Source organism: Clostridium cuniculi (assembly GCF_004353185.1).
In the GTDB taxonomy this organism is placed as follows: domain Bacteria; phylum Bacillota; class Clostridia; order Clostridiales; family Clostridiaceae; genus Clostridium; species Clostridium cuniculi.
The window spans coordinates 1-17,890 of sequence record NZ_SMUS01000027.1 but is presented as its reverse complement, the minus strand read 5'-3'; the positions used below and the strand labels follow the sequence as shown (position 1 = coordinate 17,890).

The following is a 17,890-nucleotide window of genomic DNA, read 5'->3' as shown; positions in this document are numbered from 1 at the left end:
AGCTTTTCCGATAGATATGATCATAAAAAAGCAATAGATAGTATGAATTAATTATTTATCATACTATCTATTTATTATCATTTATTCTTAAAATTATCAATTTAATTATGCAATAACAGTAGATTCACTCTCTTCTTTACTATTAACAATAAAATCAACAACTTTTTTACCATATGGTAAAAGTAATTGAATGAATGGCCCTGTTGCTAACATTGCAATAATAGTTCCTACTCCAATTGTTCCTCCAAAAATGAATCCAATAATTAAAAATGTTGCATCAAAACCTATTCTAACCCATCTATATTGAAAATTTAGTTTATCCTTAATTATAAATGGAACAATATCATTTGGTGCTACACCAATATCACTTGCTGAAATTATTGAAAATCCTACTGCAATTATAAAGCATCCTAATAATACTAATAACATTTTTATAAATATATTAGCTGAATCTATTGGGAAATATGAAACTGCTTTTACCCCTAAATCTATTATTGGTCCTACTCCAACAACACAAATTAATGTACCTATTTTTATTCTTTTCATATCAACTATTAATATACCAATAAATAATACTATTAATATTATCATATTAGCTACACCTGGAGTAACTTCAGCTCTTCCCGCAATCATCTGTACTATTGAAAAATCTTTTAATGCTGTTTTATCTAGAACCGTTGCCAATCCTTCCGTGAAAACAGTAAATGGATCTGATCCAATGCTTGTCTTTAGGAATAATGCCACTCCAAATTGAATTATACTCATCCCTATAAAGAATAATATTAATCGTTTAATTAAATTAATTACTTTATTCAATTTTTTCACCCTTTGCTACTATATTTTTTTACTTCATCTTAACACTACATCTTTTATAACATTTACATTAATTTAAAATCACCTTACCATTTTATCTAAAAATAGTCATTTTGTCAAAATTTTATTATTATGATAAATACTACTATATATTCACAAGTAAACATATCTAAAAAGAAACCCTAAAGTTATATTTTAGACCACTTTAGGTTTATATTTAAATTAAATATCTACAAGTTATATCCATTGTCTCCAAAATATAAATTATTTAATAATGCTAATTTTCCCCTCTTGGTTATATCCATCTTAAGTAAAAAAGAATAAAACTCTTCATTTGAAACAATATCTTTATAATTATAATTCTCTATAGGTAAATTTTTAGAACTTGTAAATCCACTTATATAAACATAATTATTACTATCAATCTTTATGTCTGAACATACATCAATACCATTTCCCCCTAAATATGTTCCATATACTAAGCTAGCTATTCCTATCTCTTTTGTATCTACTTTTACTAAAAACCCCGATATTTCACCACCTGGATAACTAGATAAATATGACTTTCCTGAAATGGGAAATCCTGCTGTAGAATTTGTTATTCCTGCAATATATGCTATTCCACTGTCATCCACAGCTACAGTAGTTCCTTCATCAACTCCATTTCCACCAAGGTACGCTGCATATTCTAAAGCTAATTGTCCACTTTTTCCTGTATTTATTTTTATTATATAAGAGCTATAATCTTTTCCTGAATAAATACTCTTGTACACTCTCTTTTCTGGAAATTTTTGAATACTTGTAATACCAGTAATATAAATACAATTCTTATTATCCATAGTAATAGAGTTTCTTCTATCTATTACTTTAGTTAACTTAAAGACTTCAAATAAGAACTGCATATTTATTTTTAATACTTCATTTAAGTCATAATTAGCTACATTAAATTTAATCTTAAAATTATCTTCTATTTCAAATTTACACTCTATCTTTTCTTCACTAACCCCTTGAATTGCTTCTAAATTTAATATCTTTACTGCTTTATCATCAAAACTAATTATTAAATTTTCCTCTTCATCTATTTCTATTTTATCTGCACCTTCAAAGTTTAACCTGATACAATCAATACTTTTATTAGGTTGTACAATAAATTCTAGTTTCATATTAGTTTGCTTTCCATAATACAATAAATCTATTCCTGGATAAACTTCCTTATATAATAACTTTTCATATATTGGTATACAGCTTTTCCATTCTGATTTATTATCTCCCTTAAAATAATTTATCTTACAATTAAATTCATTCTTACCTATTATTTGAGGAATTTTATTAGAATCTTCAAAGTTAATTCTTAATACATTTACCTTATATTCACTTAAATTATTTATTAATGAATTTACTATTAATTTACTATCTATCTCTTTTTCTTTTTCATTTTTTTCATTACTTCTAAATGCCAAAACTAATTCTGTATCTGTAAAAAATGTTGTACATTCCTTTTTATTCAAAATAAATTGTACTTTTTCATCATGTTGACCTATATTTCTTTCAAAAATTAATGGTAGGCTATTTAAAACCTTTGATACTTTTAACTCTTCCAACTCTATCATCCCTTTAATACTATTTTTAATATATATTAAAGTATGTTTATATCAATTGAATTATCACTATATTGAATATAATAAGTAAGAGGAGTCTAATTTCAAATTATCCTCCTCTTACTTATTTTTATTTACTATAAAAATATATTTATTTTAGCATTCACAACTACTATCTTCTTCATGAACACATTCAACATATTTTTGGAAAGCTTTATCTAATTTATTTTGTAAACATTGGGCATTTTCAAGAGCCTTTATTGCTCTATTAAGGTCATTTAATGATTCCAATAATTCTCTTGTAATTTCCTTTAATATTTTTTCTACATTTCTATTTAATCTTTCACATTCACAACTTTCAGCATTAGGAGCATAACAATTTGCATTTTTATCTATCCACTCCTTTATTTCTACATAACTTTCTAGAGTGCTTTGTTGCTCCTTTACTGTGCATTTTAAATTGCAAAATACTTCAATTAATTCTTCTAAGTTCTCATCTAAACTATCACTAACATCCTCATTATTTTCTAAGAAATCTCTTACTAAGCAGTGAAGCTCTCTTAACCTTCTATTAACATTATTGGATCTACTATTTCTACATCCCATACTCTTTTCCTCCGTATAATATATATTTCCTATTGTCATATAAGACATTCTTAATATATACTATGAAATCAAGCTTGAGTTAGTTACTTAATATTTCTTATAATATAGTATCTTTTTCACCTTCTAGAGAATAAAGATTACTTTTATATCAATTTGTATCTTTGTAATAATTCTTCAATTACTGTTCCTTGAATTTCCTTAAATAGCTTCTTTTCAACCATTTTAGCTTTCAAAGGAAGTTTTATATCTGTAATTTTCTTACCATCCATCATCTTAGAAGTAGAATCTAATAATACTCTTATATCATAACAAGAATTAAACACTTCTGGAACTCCACGATCAACATCTAATAATGTGTATACTGCCTCCATAGCTGTTCTTACAGAATATTCAGTTGTAAATACTGTATCACGAACTGTATCTGCAAATTGTCCTAAAAATGCAAAGTTAACACAGCCTTCTGGTACAACCTTAGGTCTATCACCAGCTGTTCTTGGCATAAAGAATGCAGTTATATATGGCATCATACAAGGTATAGCTCTTGCAGAATTCTTAGCCATTTCTGGTATTTCATCTACTGGAACCCCTAAGTGATATAGCCATTCTTGAGTAATTTCATATCCTGTACATTCTTTCATAGGCTTCTTAATAAAATCGCCAGGTACGTCAGTAAATAATCCATAAACCCATACAACTAATTGATCTCCAGGTTGTGATTTGAAATGTGGTTGACGATTTAATGTATAGCTCATTAACCATGAAGAATCCTTTACTGTTATTATTCCTCCTGTAACTACCTTTCCACTAAATGGATCACGTTTGCACACTTTTTCAATATATGGTGGTATTCTGTCATCTAAAGTTGTAACTGTGGCTGATTCCCAATTAGTAGCCTTTATATTTGTACAGAACTTATCTGGATGTCCAAAGTCTGGATCTTGTTCCGCTATGTTTCTCCACAACCTCCAGCATCCACCTTCCTCAGTATTTAATACTGGAGCTGTATCATGATCACCTAATGTAGCATTTTCTGTACAACTACCATTTGTAACAAATACTAAATCATCTTCTACTAAATCAATTTTTTCTTCTTTTCCATTATGAATACAAACAATTTGTTTTGCTATTTTTTTATTTCCTTCTTTTTCAAATATTACATTAGTAACTTGAGTATTATATTGGAAGTTAACCCCATGTGATTCTAAATACTTAACCATTGGTAATATTAAAGATTCATATTGATTATATTTAGTAAACTTTAACGCTGAGAAATCTGGAAGTCCCCCAATGTGATGAATAAACCTTTGAATATAAAGCTTCATTTCTAATGCGCTATGCCACTCTTCAAAAGCAAACATAGTTCTCCAATATAACCAGAAATTTGATTTATAAAAGTCCTCAGTAAATACATCTTGAATTGTTTTATCATATAAATCTTCATCCTTAGTGAAGAATAGTTTTACTATCTCCATAGCAGCTTTATCTGATAATCCAAATTTACCATCTGTATGAGCATCTTCTCCCCTATTTACTGTAGCTCTCATTAAAGAATAGTTTGGATCTTTTTTATTTAACCAATAATATTCATCTAATACAGATACACCTTCTGTTTCTAATGATGGAATAGACCTAAATAAATCCCATAAACATTCAAAATGATTTTCCATTTCACGTCCACCTCGAATTACAAATCCTTTTGTTGGATCATTAATTCCATCACAAGCTCCACCTGCAATATTCATTTCTTCTAATATATGAATATGCTCACCTTTCATTTGTCCATCACGAACTAAAAAGCATGCTGCCGCTAAAGATGCAAGTCCTGCCCCTACTAAGTATGCTGACTTTCTATCTACATCTACAGGTTTTTCTGGACGAGCAAATGCTTCATAATTTCCGTTACTATAATACATATAAATTCCTCCCTTTTATATAAAAACAATTTATTTTTTAGTTAAAACTTATTGCTTAAATTTATATATTTATACTATTACTTTCTAATAATGCTTTCTATAGACAAAATCCTAGATATGTCCTATTTTTAAACACCTCTATAAAACTGTAAAAAAATAAGACAAACGCTTAAGTTTGTCCAAATTTCATATCTTTTTTACTCTTTAATATTATGTTTATCAGTTCTATATCTTTCTAGCGCCATTTCAATATTCCCTGAAATCAAAGTATTTAACCTTTGAATTATATCTTTTGGCTCTTCTCTCATTCCTTTTCTTATCCAATCAATAACTAATCCTACAAAGGAAAATTTATAAAAATCTGCAATAAATGCTTTATCCTTATCCCTAACAGACATACCCTTTGACTTTTCTTCAACTACACCTAAAAGTAAATAGTAAGCTTCATTATATAAATATCTTTCTAAATATTCTCTACTTACAGAATTATAAGTATTTATAACAAAACTCTTATTTTCTAAGATATATTCAAAAATTTCATAAAATCCTTCTTGCCAAGTGTCATATGTCTTTTTATCACCTAAAACTCTTGTTGCTTCATTTGTATAAACCCATTCTAATAAATCATATATGTCTTTAAAATGATAATAAAATGTTTGACGATTAACTTCACAATCATTTGTTATATCTGAAATTTTTATTTTATCTAATGGCTTTTGTGATAATAACTTTTTTAAAGATGCAGCAAATGCCTTTTTAGTTGTTTGTGCCATATAACTTCACCCCTTAATTATATATCATATACTTGCTTCTATTTTAACTAAGCTTATTTATGTTATTAGTCATTATATCATCTACATATTTCCTTATCTAGGAAAATTAAAAATAATAAAATTAAATTTACAATTGCTTAAATTTTATATAAATATAAAAAGAAAAGAGCATGCTAGTTATAAAAAACCAAATGCCCTCTTCTTATTTAATTTCTATTCTTTATTTCAGCCATAATTCTATCAATAAAGCTATTTAAATCTACAGCTCCTTCATCACCATTATCTCTACTTCTTACTGAAATAGTTTTGTCATTTTCCTCTTTTTCACCTACTACAATCATATAAGGAACTCTTTCATTTCTAGCTTCTCTTATCTTGTAACCTATTTTTTCAGCACGTAAGTCCACTTCAACTCTTACTCCTTTAGATTCAAGATTTTCTTTAACTTCATTAGCATACTCAACAAACTTATCAGAAATAGGTAAAATCTTAACTTGAACTGGTGCAAGCCATGTTGGGAACTTACCTGCAAAATGCTCAATTAATATTCCAATAAATCTTTCAATACTTCCAAAAATAACTCTATGAATAACTATTGGTCTATGCTTTTCACCATCACTTCCAATATAGTCTAATTCAAATCTTTGTGGTAGTTGGAAATCTAATTGAATAGTTCCACATTGCCATGTTCTACCTAAACTATCTTCAAGATGGAAATCTATCTTTGGTCCATAAAATGCTCCATCACCGTCATTAATTTTATATGGTAAGTTCATTTCTTCAAGAGCAGCCCTTAATGAATCCTCGGCCATATTCCAATCCTCATCACTTCCCATTGAATTTTCTGGCCTTGTAGATAGTTCAACACTATATTTAAACCCAAATTTTGAATAAACTATATCAATTAAGGAAACTACACCCTTAATTTCTGATTTTATTTGATCTGGTAACATAAATATATGAGCATCATCTTGAGTAAATGCTCTTACTCTCATAAGACCATGTAAAGCCCCTGAAAGCTCATGTCTATGAACTCTTCCAAGCTCTCCAACCCTCATCGGAAAATCTCTATAAGAATGTGTTTCTGTTTTATAAATAATCATTCCACCTGGACAATTCATAGGTTTTAATGCAAACTCTTCATCATCAATCATTGAAGTGTACATATTTTCCTTATAATGATCCCAATGTCCTGAAGTTTCCCATAACTTTTTATTTAGCATTATTGGTGTTTCAACTTCAACATATCCAGCCTTTTGATGTAATTCTCTCCAATAATTAATTAAATTATTTTTTAGAATAACTCCTTTAGGTAAGAAAAATGGGAATCCTGGGCCCTCATCAACAAAAGTAAATAACTTTAATTCCTTACCTAATTTTCTATGATCTCTTTTTTTTGCTTCCTCTATATTATTTAAATAAGTCTTTAAAATTTCTTTATTAGCAAATGCTACTCCATAAATTCTTTGTAGCATTTTATTTTTTTCATTACCTCTCCAATAAGCTCCTGCAACACTAGTTAATTTAAAATCTTTTATTCCTTTAGTAGATAAAAGATGTGGTCCTCTACAAAGATCTATAAAATCCCCTTGCTTATAAAGAGAAATTGTTTCTCCCTCTGGAAGATCTTTTATAAGTTCTACCTTATAAACTTCGCCTCTTTCTTCCATTAATTTTAAAGCCTCTTCTCTACTTACTTCCACTCTTTCTAATGAAATATCTTCTTTTATAATTTTGTTCATTTCTTCTTCTATTTTAACTAAATCCTCATTATTAAATGGTGTTTCAATATCAAAATCATAATAAAAGCCATTTTCTACTGTTGGTCCTATAGCTAATTTTACATCTTTATAAAGTCTCTTTACAGCTTGAGCCATTACATGTGAGGTAGTGTGTCTCATAACCTCAATTCCAGCTTCATCATCATAGGTTACTATATTCACCTCATCATTATCTTTAAGCTTATACTCTAAATCAACTAAGGTTCCATTAACTTCACCTACAACTGCAGATTTTCCAAGCTTTTTACTAATTAATTTAGCTAAATCTAATACACTTGAATTTTCTTCAATTTCTCTTATTGATCCATCTTTTAATTTTACATTAATCATTACACATCTACCTCCTTCGTAGTTATTTTTGATATAAAAAAAACATCCATCCCTAAGCTTGGGACGAATGCTATATCCGTGGTTCCACCCAAATTGAATTTAAAAATTCAATTCATCTTTAAAAGTATTATCGATCTTCACCGATGGTATTTCTCATTATCTTGATACTAAACCATAACTCCAGGGTAGTTTTCTTATAGGCATATTTAAAAGTGCTTTCAGCCTATGACACCTTCTCTCTTAAAACTGTATTCTATAATACTTTTCCCCTTCAACGTATATCAATATTAATCATATTTACTACTATATGAAATTTTCATTAAAATAATACTAACATTTTTATATTTATTTGTAAATACTTTTATTTTTCACCATATTCTTTATAATACATAACTTTTAAATTTATCTTAGGATATTTTTTAATAAATTGACTAATAACATAATAACAACTAGGACATGGTTCCCACTTACTATACAAAATAAGTTCTCCTTCATCAATTAAACTTCCATCCTCTATAAGCCTATGTATTTTTTCAAGTATCTTCTTTTCACTATCATTAATCCTATTATATCCTATTCCCAATTTACCTAGTTTATTAACTTTACAGCTTTCAAAATACTCTTGTCCTGGTGGTATTAATGTACAACTATTTTCAATATCATTTTTCCCACTAACAGCTCTAAACTCTTTTCCATTATATATTACTATTGCCATATTTACAGAATCCTGAATTGCAATACTTTGATTAATTTTATATGTATTATTATATTCCATAATATATTTATCTAAATTTTTAATTAATCTCTTCATTCTAGGAATATAACTTTTTATATGTTGATAATATTCAACTGTACCTTTCTCTGCTTTTACATAATCAAAGCTAATCTTTTGTGGTATTTCAATAAATAAAGTTTTAGTTTGGCTATTTTCATCATACTTTTCTTTAACATTTTTATTATTGCAAAGTATCATTCTTTTTAACAGTTCAATATCTTTTGCATAAACATAATCTCTATTAATTTCATCTTCTAAAGATTCTAGTTTTATTTTTCCCTCTTCATTGATTTTTCCTGATATAGATTTTTTAGTTTCTTCTATTATTTTTAAAATATGCTCTACGTCATCTTGAGTAGTTAATATTCTTTCATATTCTACTCTATCTATAATTAAAGTTTTTATCTTATTTATTTTTTCACATAATTTATTATGCTCATCTTCAAAAATAATGACACTTTCTATATAATCTATAAAACCTTTAACCCCATTTACTTTATAAGTAATATTGCCGTTGGTAAGAGTTCTATACATTTCTTCACATATCTTATTATTAACATTAAACCTATTAATAATTTCTTCTTTAAACTCTTCTTTAGTTATCACACTAAAATTATAATCCTCATTCTTTAATATTTTATTAAAATCTTTTATAGTTCTAATTTTAATTCTATCTTTTTTTATACTCTTTACTTTATTATTTCTTTCAATCATATTTACCTCTTTTATCTTAGAGTTGATATTTTTTCACGATAAATATTATAATCTAAATATTTAATATTTAATATTTAATATTTAATATTAAAATATTCTTATCTACTACTCCTAATGCTACAAGCCTATCAATCCCTCCATAATTAAATTAAAAAAGAAGCTGATATAGATAACACTAAATATCTAATATCAACTTCTAAATATCATTATTATATTACTTTTGAAAACTTACTATTTATTTTTCTACTAAATAATATCTTGCAGAAAATGCTGGTATATCTATTAATATAGTATTCTCAATTTCTTCTTCACTCTCATTCTCTTTAACCTTATCACTTTTGTTATTTGCCCTAACTATATAGATAACTTCATTAGCTTCTAAATCATCACTATTACTATCAATAATTAATCTCATCTTCTTAATTGAATCAACTTTTAATTCGTAATCTTTGTGATACTCATTAGAGAAATTAAATATAGCTATAACTCTTTGCTCCTTGCAAACTCTTTCAAAAACATATATACATTTATCTTCTTGATGACAATCTATCCATCTAAATCCACTATATTCATAATCATTTTTATATAATGCTGGATATTCTAAGTATATATTATTTAATTTTTTCATAAACTTATAAAAATTATTATGAATTGGATAATCTAAAATATTCCAATCTTGCTCTCTTTTCTCATCCCATTCTCTAAATTGTGCTATTTCATTTCCCATAAAGTTAAGTTTTTTACCTGGGTGAGCATACATATACATATATAAAGTTCTTACTTGTTTAAATTTATCTCCGTATTCTCCATGCATCTTTTGAATTATAGTTGCTTTTCCATGAACCACTTCATCATGTGATAATGGCATCAGAAAATTTTCACTATAAAAATACATCATTGAAAAAGTTAGCTTGTGATAGGCTCTCTTTCTATCATAGGGATGCATTTTAAAATACTCTAAAGTATCATTCATCCATCCCATATCCCACTTATAGTCAAAACCTAAACCACCGTCTTCTACTTTTTCTGTAACTTTAGGATATGCTGTTGAATCTTCTGCTGCCAAAATTGCTGTTGGATGTAATTCTTTTAACCCTTTATTCATACCTTTAATAAATTCTATAGCACCTTTATTTTCACCTCTATCAGAATTTCCTTGCCAATAAATAATATTACTTAATGCATCTACCCTTAATCCATCAAAATGATATTCCTCAATCCAGTAATTTGCTGCCGATTGTAAAAAACTTCTTACCTCTCCTCTTGAATGAATAAAATTTTTACTTCCCCATTGGCTCATTTCAATATCTTCATATGGATATTCATATAATGAAGTTCCATCATAATTAGCTAATGCAAATTCATCAATAGCAAAATGTACAGGTACAAAATCCATTATTACTCCTATATTATTTTCATGACACTTATCTATAAAATACATCAAATCTATAGCTGTGCCATATCTAGATGTGGGACTAAAAAAACCTGTATTTTGATATCCCCAAGATTCATCACATGGATGCTCACTTAATGGCATTATCTCAATATAGTTATATCCATATTCTTTTACATATGGAATTAATAAATGGGCTACTTCCTTATATGTATACCAAGTATCATCACTTTTTTTTCTCCATGATCCTAAATGTACTTCATAAATATTTAAAGGTTTATCTTTGCAGTCATTTCTTCTTTTTATCCACTCATCATCATTAAACTTATATTCATCTAAATCTCTTATAATAGATGCTGTATTGGGTCTAACTTCCATCCCAAAACCATATGGATCACAATGATCTACACATCTACCATTTTTATCATAAATTTTATACTTATATAACATTCCTGGTTTAGCATTTTCTATGGTACATTCAAAGAAATTATCATCATCAGCTCTCTTCATTTCTATTCCATTCCAGTCATTAAATTCACCAATTAACTCTATTTTTTTAGCATTGGGTGCAAATGTTCTAAAAGTAACTTCATTTTCTTTTACATGAGCCCCTAAATATTTATACGCATCAAAAACTTTTCCTGAGTAAAATCCATACATATCCATACTGCTATCCCCTTTAATTGTAATGTAGTGATTTTATCACCCAGATATATTTTACATTATTTGGAATATAAAGACTATAATAAGTTTCTATAAATTTTAATTACAGTGAAATTTATTATAAAAAAATACTGATAGATATAAAATTTTGCTTTATATCTATCAGTATTTTAACTTTTTCTTTATAATTAGCTAGGTTTCTTTTCCTTTAATTTACTCTTAATAAATATTCTATTTGCAACTGCCATAACTGTTGATCTCAACATTTCACTTTCATTAGTTGTAGTTCCCGTAGCAGTAGGATATGAAAAATCCCTTGTAGAAAATACTGCCTTTATAGCTTGTTCTACTTCTGAACAAAAATAATCATAAGCTACTTCTATTGGGCAACTTTCAATTTGAATATTAATAAGTTCACATATTTCTTGTAAAGTGAATACTTGTTTTAATAAACAAACAACAATTAAATAAGCTAAGTGCTTTTCGTTATATTTCTTATCTTTTGGTGGTGAAACAACTTTTTGCTTAACATAATTATTAAGCATTGTAGGCGTTAATAGTTTTTCATCACTTTCAATATTTATTGATTTAACCACATTCTCTAAATAAGTAATTACCTGATCTTTATAAAGAGGAACTCTTGGCAGTTCATTAAATCTTGGTATATGAAATTCTAAACTTTCCATTAATACCCCCTAATATTCTATTTTAATAATTCATGCTTTCTTATATATTGTATTGATACACAACCTGGTCCACCTTGAGTTGTAAATACAGGACTTAATAAATTAATTTCTATATCAGCATTTTCTATATTACTTAGTATAATATTTTTTGCCTCTTCTGCCAAATCTTCTATACAAGCATGTGAAATATAAATTTTACAGTTTGAATCAACACCACATTCTATCATTTCTTCAACTATTTTAGCTATTGCCTTTTTAAAAGTACGCTTAGTTGTAAATTTAACTAAAGACTGTTTATCCTCAGCCAATGTCATAACAGGCACTAATTTTATAGCACTTCCTATTTTACCTACAAGAGATGAAATTCTTCCACCTCTAACTAAGAAATCAAAATCATGTGGAATTAAATATGATTTTGTATCTTCTAATGCTTTATTTATCTCATCTACTATTTCTTGCTTTGTTTTACCTTGTTTTACAAGCTCTACAGCTAAATTAACTAAATATCTATGGGGTCCACATAATGTTTTTGAGTTTATAACCTCTATACGCTCTGGATTAGCTGCCATTCCTTTCGCAACACAAGCTGAATTATATGTCCCTGATAATCCATCAGCCATTGAAATATTAATTATTTCATCATCTGGATATTTATCATATATATCTAATACTTCCCCTATTGATGGTTGTGATGAAGCTGGGATATGACCTTCATTTATTATATCTATGAATTCCTTTGTTCTTATATCTTCAAATTCCTTATAGGTGTTTCCATTAATTGTTACTGCAAGTGGTGCAATGATAATTCCTTTTTCTTCTCCCTCACTTTTTGAATAAAGTGTCGATGAATCTGCCACTATTTTAATCATAACTTCTCTCCTCTTAATTTAAAGTAATATTCTAAATAATCTCGATTAATATTCTAAACTATGTAGTTTTAAAAACTATTTGTTTTAGATTATCACCCTAAACTAATTTTGTCAATAATATTCATCTATTATTCATATATTCTCCTTTTTTAGCCAATAAATAATAAGATAAGGAATACTCCCTATTTAACTCTCTAATATCTCAACAAATTTTGTAGAAGCTAATGAAAGCGGAACACTCTTTAAATAACAAACACCAATACTTCTATTAGGTATTTCTTCTAAAACATTAACCTCATACAATAATCCTTGTTCTAAATAACTCTTGGAGAACTCCTTTACTACACAAGCAATACCTAAATTTATCCTTGCAAACTCCAATAATAAATCAAATGATCCAAGTTCAAATTCTGGAGAAATTTTTATTCCCTTAGATATCATGAATTTCTCTACATACTTTCTTGAATTTGAATTAGGTTCTAAAAATATTAAGGGATATTTAACTATTTCTTCTAATGAAACTTTTTCTTTTGATAATTCCTTATACTTTTCCCCACAGACAAAAATATCTCTAACCTCTTTACATGGTCTTATTTCTAAGGAAGGATCATCAATTGGTAAATTACAGATTGCAATATCAATTTCTCCTGATTTAATTAAATTGCAAAGTTCTAATGTCATACCATTTATAATTTTAAACTTAAGATTTGGATATCTATTATGAAAGTCTTCTAAATATGGAAGTAGAAAATATTTAGATATTGTATCTCCAACCCCAATTTTTAATTCTCCTACAGTTAAATCTTTAAATTCTAATATTTTCTCCTCCCCTACATTAATTAAATTAATTGCTGAATTTATATATTCAAATAAAATATTTCCCTCATTAGTCAAAGATACTCCTTTTGGTGTTCTATTAAAAAGTCTAATATCTAATTCTCCTTCTAGTTGCATTATAGCTTGGCTTACAGCTGGCTGCGTCATATAAAGCTCCTTTGCAGCCTTTGAAAAACTTTTACTCTTTCCTACTTGGCAAAACACCTTATATAAATCTAATTTAGTAATCATATAAGTACTCCTTATACCCTGTATTTGTTATATTTATTTTACTTATATCATTTATTGTTGTATATTACAATAGTGTTAAATATTTGAAAATGTTAGGAGAGATTGTTTTGGAAAGAGTTGTTGGTACAGTTGTTAGAGGACTTCGTTGCCCAATTATTAAAGAGGGAGATAAAATCGAAGATATTGTTGTAGAAAGTGTACTTAAAGCTTCAGAATCTGAAGGCTTCACTATAAATGATAAGGATATAGTTACTGTAACAGAATCAGTAGTTGCACGTGCTCAAGGAAATTATGCTTCTATAGATAATATAGCTACAGATGTTAAATCTAAGTTTGGTGACGATACTATTGGTGTAATATTCCCTATATTAAGTCGTAATCGTTTTGCAATCTGCCTTCGTGGTATAGCAAAAGCTGCTAAAAAAATAGTATTAATGTTAAGCTATCCATCTGATGAAGTTGGAAATCACCTAGTTGATTTAGATATGTTAGATGATAAGGGTGTTAATCCTTGGACAGATGTTCTAACAGAACAAGACTTCCGTAATCTATTTGGATACAATAAACATCCTTTTACAGGCGTTGATTACATTGATTATTATAAATCTTTAATTCAAGAATATGGTGTTGAATGTGAAGTAATATTCTCAAACAACCCTAAAACTATTTTAAATTATACAAAGAGCGTTCTTACTTGTGATATTCATACAAGATTTAGAACTAAGAAAATTTTAAAAGCAAATGGTGGAGAAAAGATTTATAGCCTTGATAATATATTATGTGAGTCTATTAATGGAAGCGGATATAATGAATCTTTTGGATTATTAGGTTCTAATAAATCAACAGAAGAAACTGTTAAGCTTTTCCCTCGTAATTGCCAACCTGTGGTTGATAATATACAAGCTATTCTTAAAGAGAAAACAGGAAAAAATGTTGAAGTTATGATTTATGGAGATGGAGCTTTCAAAGATCCAGTAGGTAAGATTTGGGAACTTGCTGATCCAGTTGTTTCACCAGCTTATACATCAGGTTTAAATGGTACTCCAAATGAAATAAAATTAAAATATCTTGCTGATAATAACTTTGCTGATTTAAAAGGTGAAGAACTTAAGAAAGCAATATCAGAATATATTAAAAATAAAGAGTCAGATTTAGTTGGATCTATGGAGTCACAAGGTACTACTCCAAGAAGGCTTACTGATCTTATAGGATCATTATCTGACTTAACATCTGGAAGCGGAGATAAGGGAACTCCTATTATCTTCATCCAAGGTTACTTCGATAACTATACAAAATAATATTCTTAAACTAAAAATGCCACACAGGATAAAGCTGTGTGGCATTAAATTTTTTACTTATCTTCTCTCACTAAATAATTATTACCATCTTGATCTTTAAATTTAAACATACTTCCATATGGCATATTCATTATTTCACTTACTTCTACTCCGTTTGCTTTCATTTCGTTATAAGTTTCTTTTATATCAGTAGTACTTAATATTATATTAGGATGTAGTACATTAGCTTGTGGATTTTGAGCTAGCATTGCACTTTTTTCATATATTATAAAACTAGTAAAAGCTTCTTTGCTTGGTCCAACTTCTAACCATTTCATATTCGGTCCCATTGGTTGCTCTAGCTTAACTACAAACTTCATTTTATTAACCCAAAACTCTTTTCCTTCTTCTTGATTATTTACGTATATTGTTATTTTTCCTATTTTATTTATCATCAGTTTATCCTCCTACTTTTATATACTTCTTCTTGGAATTGAAAATTTTATTTTATTTTCTATATCAGCTAAAATTTTTGAATCCTTTGGATCTATAAATAAACATGTATAACCTTTTTCTCCTGCTCTTCCAGTTCTACCAATACGATGAATATAAGTTTCTACTTTTTCTGGAATATCATAATTATATATATTATCTACTCCACTTATATCTAATCCTCTTGAAGCAACATCTGTAGCAATTAAATATTGAATATCTGCATTTCTAAAAGACTTCATAATTCTTTCTCTCTTATTTTGAGGTATATCACTATGAATAACCTTACAGTTATATCCTCTTCTATGCATTACTACTTCTAACTCATCAGCTCTTCTTTTTGTTCTACAGAATATAATTGCCATAAAAGGATTATCTTCATCTAAAACAGTGCATAATGCTTCTCTTTTTAGTCTATCTGTAGTTTCTACAACTTCTTGTCTAATATTTTCTAAAGTTACTTCCTCTTTTTTAACAGAAATAACTAGCGGCTCTTTCATATATCTATATGCTAATTTTTTAACTGCTGAATCCATAGTTGCTGAAAAACATAAAGTTTGTACCTTCTTTGGTCTTTCTTTCATTATTGTATCTATTTCATTTCTAAATCCCATAAGTAGCATTTGATCTGCTTCATCAATAATTATAGTTTTTAACTTCTTTAAATCAACAGTTTTTCTTTTAATATGATCTAACAATCTTCCTGGAGTAGCAATAATAAGTTGAATATTTCCTTTTAATTTATTTAATTGGGAACCAATATCCTTGCCACCATACATTGATAAAATCCCTATCTCTTTACCAGCTTTTAATTTTTCAGCTTCTTCAGTAATTTGTATAGCCAATTCTCTTGTTGGCGTAATTATTAAACATTCAATAGTTTTAGATGTTGGATTTATATTTTCAAAGACAGGTAATAAAAAAGCTAATGTCTTTCCTGTACCAGTTTGTGCCTCTGCAATAATATCTTTACCGTTTAATATATCCTTGATGCTTTTTTCCTGAATTTCTGTTGGAGTTTTTATTCCATTATTTCTTAATATTTTACTTATATCTTCGCTAATTCCTAGCTCTTTAAATGTCATTTATTTTACCTCTTTTGTTATACTTTAATTAATTATAACATATTTATAGTATTGTCTTTTAGTTTATCAAAATAATATTTAATCCTTTAATATATTTCATCCTCATTATCAACAAAACAAAAACTCTAGATATTACATTTCTGTATTATCTAGAGTTTTATAATAAAATATAATTACAAAGCAATTTTCCAAAAATCATCCTTTGTAATTTGATATTCAATTTCCTTTTCTAATTCTTTAACTTCTATAAATCCAATTCCCTCAAATAAATTTCTTGATCTATTATTAGCTTTTTTAATTTTTGCAACTACTTTCTCAGTTCTTAAATCAAAAAATGCTTTTTTTAGTCCTTCAAGTACAGCATTGTGACCTATTCCTCTACCCCATAAGTCCTTTTCTCCAACTGCAATTACTATTTCAACTCCACCATTTTTAGGAATCAATCTTAAAAATCCCACTGTTTCATATATATTTTTAATAGTAAAAAAACTACAATTATTATTAAATAAGTGTGTTAAAATAGGCATATTTATTCTATTTATAACACTAATCAGATTCTCTGTCACATTAGAATCCTCATTTAAATTACTTACTATTTCGTTATCGCTAAGCCAATTAACCATTTTCTCTGCATCAGATCTGTATACTTCTTGACTTAGCTTAATACTGCTCGTTTCCACTAGTTACACTCCTTAATCTATTATATTTATCTTAAATATAGACTAGTCTTAATATCCATATTACCAGTATTACTTATATAAGTAAAAATCTATATCTTTAATTACTTAAGTTTACCTTATTTTTTAAGTATTTATCTTAACTTTTTACTCTTTTACTACTAAGTTTATATTTTCCATTTTTAGTTTTTAATTTCCATTTAAAGTTATTAAAAGTATTTTTATTACATTTTTATTTATATAAAATAGTAAGGAGCTGTCGCAATAGCGGGTAAAAAAATCCGCTAGCAATAGCTCTTTTTCTATATTTTCAAAAAAATAATTGTACATTTTCGATTAAAATCAAATTGAATATAAAAATAGACGCACTTAAATAA

At 27.5% G+C, this 17,890-nt stretch carries 15 protein-coding genes and 1 other annotated feature; of the genes, 1 reads left to right on the top strand and 14 read right to left on the bottom strand.

Annotated features, from left to right (window positions below; translation table 11 throughout):
* Positions 1-105: 105 nt before the first annotated feature.
* The 11 genes from EJJ37_RS13340 to EJJ37_RS13290 form a co-directional block, all read right to left on the bottom strand.
* Complete coding sequence (locus tag EJJ37_RS13340; RefSeq protein ID WP_133016075.1) at positions 106-816, bottom strand: YczE/YyaS/YitT family protein; 711 nt, start codon at positions 814-816, stop codon at positions 106-108.
* Positions 817-1,043: 227 nt separating this feature from the next.
* Entirely contained in the window at positions 1,044-2,414 is a 1,371-nt protein-coding gene (locus EJJ37_RS13335; RefSeq protein WP_166484765.1) for a DUF7948 domain-containing protein, read from the bottom strand.
* A gap of 153 nt (positions 2,415-2,567) precedes the next feature.
* Positions 2,568-3,017, bottom strand: a complete 450-nt coding sequence (locus tag EJJ37_RS13330; RefSeq protein ID WP_133016073.1) for a hypothetical protein — start codon at positions 3,015-3,017, stop codon at positions 2,568-2,570.
* 143 nt (positions 3,018-3,160) lie between these two features.
* Positions 3,161-4,930: an oleate hydratase gene (locus EJJ37_RS13325; protein WP_133016072.1), complete on the bottom strand. Its 1,770-nt coding sequence runs from the start codon at positions 4,928-4,930 to the stop codon at positions 3,161-3,163.
* A gap of 197 nt (positions 4,931-5,127) precedes the next feature.
* Complete coding sequence (locus EJJ37_RS13320) at positions 5,128-5,703, bottom strand: TetR/AcrR family transcriptional regulator (RefSeq protein WP_133016071.1); 576 nt, start codon at positions 5,701-5,703, stop codon at positions 5,128-5,130.
* A gap of 206 nt (positions 5,704-5,909) precedes the next feature.
* Positions 5,910-7,814 (bottom strand): threonine--tRNA ligase, encoded by a 1,905-nt coding sequence (thrS, locus tag EJJ37_RS13315; RefSeq protein ID WP_133016070.1) that lies wholly within the window; start codon positions 7,812-7,814, stop codon positions 5,910-5,912.
* Positions 7,815-7,870: 56 nt separating this feature from the next.
* Positions 7,871-8,098 (bottom strand) — a binding site (T-box leader).
* Between the two features lie 77 nt (positions 8,099-8,175).
* The gene (locus EJJ37_RS13310) at positions 8,176-9,303 is read right to left on the bottom strand and encodes a deaminase domain-containing protein (protein WP_133016069.1); all 1,128 of its coding nucleotides are present in this window, start codon (positions 9,301-9,303) and stop codon (positions 8,176-8,178) included.
* A gap of 235 nt (positions 9,304-9,538) precedes the next feature.
* Positions 9,539-11,362 (bottom strand): 1,4-alpha-glucan branching protein GlgB, encoded by a 1,824-nt coding sequence (glgB, locus tag EJJ37_RS13305; RefSeq protein WP_133016068.1) that lies wholly within the window; start codon positions 11,360-11,362, stop codon positions 9,539-9,541.
* Positions 11,363-11,547: 185 nt separating this feature from the next.
* The gene (locus EJJ37_RS13300) at positions 11,548-12,045 is read right to left on the bottom strand and encodes a DUF1836 domain-containing protein (RefSeq protein ID WP_133016067.1); all 498 of its coding nucleotides are present in this window, start codon (positions 12,043-12,045) and stop codon (positions 11,548-11,550) included.
* 17 nt (positions 12,046-12,062) lie between these two features.
* Positions 12,063-12,914 (bottom strand): DegV family protein, encoded by an 852-nt coding sequence (locus EJJ37_RS13295; RefSeq protein WP_133016066.1) that lies wholly within the window; start codon positions 12,912-12,914, stop codon positions 12,063-12,065.
* Positions 12,915-13,100: 186 nt separating this feature from the next.
* Positions 13,101-13,982, bottom strand: a complete 882-nt coding sequence (locus EJJ37_RS13290) for a LysR family transcriptional regulator (protein ID WP_133016065.1) — start codon at positions 13,980-13,982, stop codon at positions 13,101-13,103.
* 107 nt (positions 13,983-14,089) lie between these two features.
* Here EJJ37_RS13290 and EJJ37_RS13285 point away from each other — a divergent pair, with 107 nt between their 5' ends.
* Positions 14,090-15,280, top strand: coding sequence for a coenzyme F420-0:L-glutamate ligase (locus EJJ37_RS13285; RefSeq protein WP_133016064.1), 1,191 nt, complete (start codon positions 14,090-14,092; stop codon positions 15,278-15,280).
* 53 nt (positions 15,281-15,333) lie between these two features.
* Here EJJ37_RS13285 and EJJ37_RS13280 read toward each other — a convergent pair whose 3' ends face one another.
* The 3 genes from EJJ37_RS13280 to EJJ37_RS13270 form a co-directional block, all read right to left on the bottom strand.
* Positions 15,334-15,714, bottom strand: coding sequence for a VOC family protein (locus EJJ37_RS13280; protein WP_133016063.1), 381 nt, complete (start codon positions 15,712-15,714; stop codon positions 15,334-15,336).
* Between the two features lie 18 nt (positions 15,715-15,732).
* On the bottom strand, positions 15,733-16,836 hold the full coding sequence (locus EJJ37_RS13275; RefSeq protein WP_133016062.1) for a DEAD/DEAH box helicase: 1,104 nt from the start codon (positions 16,834-16,836) through the stop codon (positions 15,733-15,735).
* Positions 16,837-17,009: 173 nt separating this feature from the next.
* Entirely contained in the window at positions 17,010-17,516 is a 507-nt protein-coding gene (locus EJJ37_RS13270; RefSeq protein ID WP_133016061.1) for a GNAT family N-acetyltransferase, read from the bottom strand.
* Between the last annotated feature and the right edge of the window lie 374 nt (positions 17,517-17,890).

Coding starts and splice junctions, on each gene's coding strand:
- EJJ37_RS13330 (WP_133016073.1), bottom strand. CDS start 3,017: ATGGGATGTAGAAATAGTAGATCCAATAATGTTAATAGAAGGTTAAGA.
- EJJ37_RS13325 (WP_133016072.1), bottom strand. CDS start 4,930: ATGTATTATAGTAACGGAAATTATGAAGCATTTGCTCGTCCAGAAAAA.
- EJJ37_RS13320 (WP_133016071.1), bottom strand. CDS start 5,703: ATGGCACAAACAACTAAAAAGGCATTTGCTGCATCTTTAAAAAAGTTA.
- thrS (WP_133016070.1), bottom strand. CDS start 7,814: ATGATTAATGTAAAATTAAAAGATGGATCAATAAGAGAAATTGAAGAA.
- EJJ37_RS13310 (WP_133016069.1), bottom strand. CDS start 9,303: ATGATTGAAAGAAATAATAAAGTAAAGAGTATAAAAAAAGATAGAATT.
- glgB (WP_133016068.1), bottom strand. CDS start 11,362: ATGGATATGTATGGATTTTACTCAGGAAAAGTTTTTGATGCGTATAAA.
- EJJ37_RS13300 (WP_133016067.1), bottom strand. CDS start 12,045: ATGGAAAGTTTAGAATTTCATATACCAAGATTTAATGAACTGCCAAGA.
- EJJ37_RS13295 (WP_133016066.1), bottom strand. CDS start 12,914: ATGATTAAAATAGTGGCAGATTCATCGACACTTTATTCAAAAAGTGAG.
- EJJ37_RS13290 (WP_133016065.1), bottom strand. CDS start 13,982: ATGATTACTAAATTAGATTTATATAAGGTGTTTTGCCAAGTAGGAAAG.
- EJJ37_RS13280 (WP_133016063.1), bottom strand. CDS start 15,714: ATGATAAATAAAATAGGAAAAATAACAATATACGTAAATAATCAAGAA.
- EJJ37_RS13275 (WP_133016062.1), bottom strand. CDS start 16,836: ATGACATTTAAAGAGCTAGGAATTAGCGAAGATATAAGTAAAATATTA.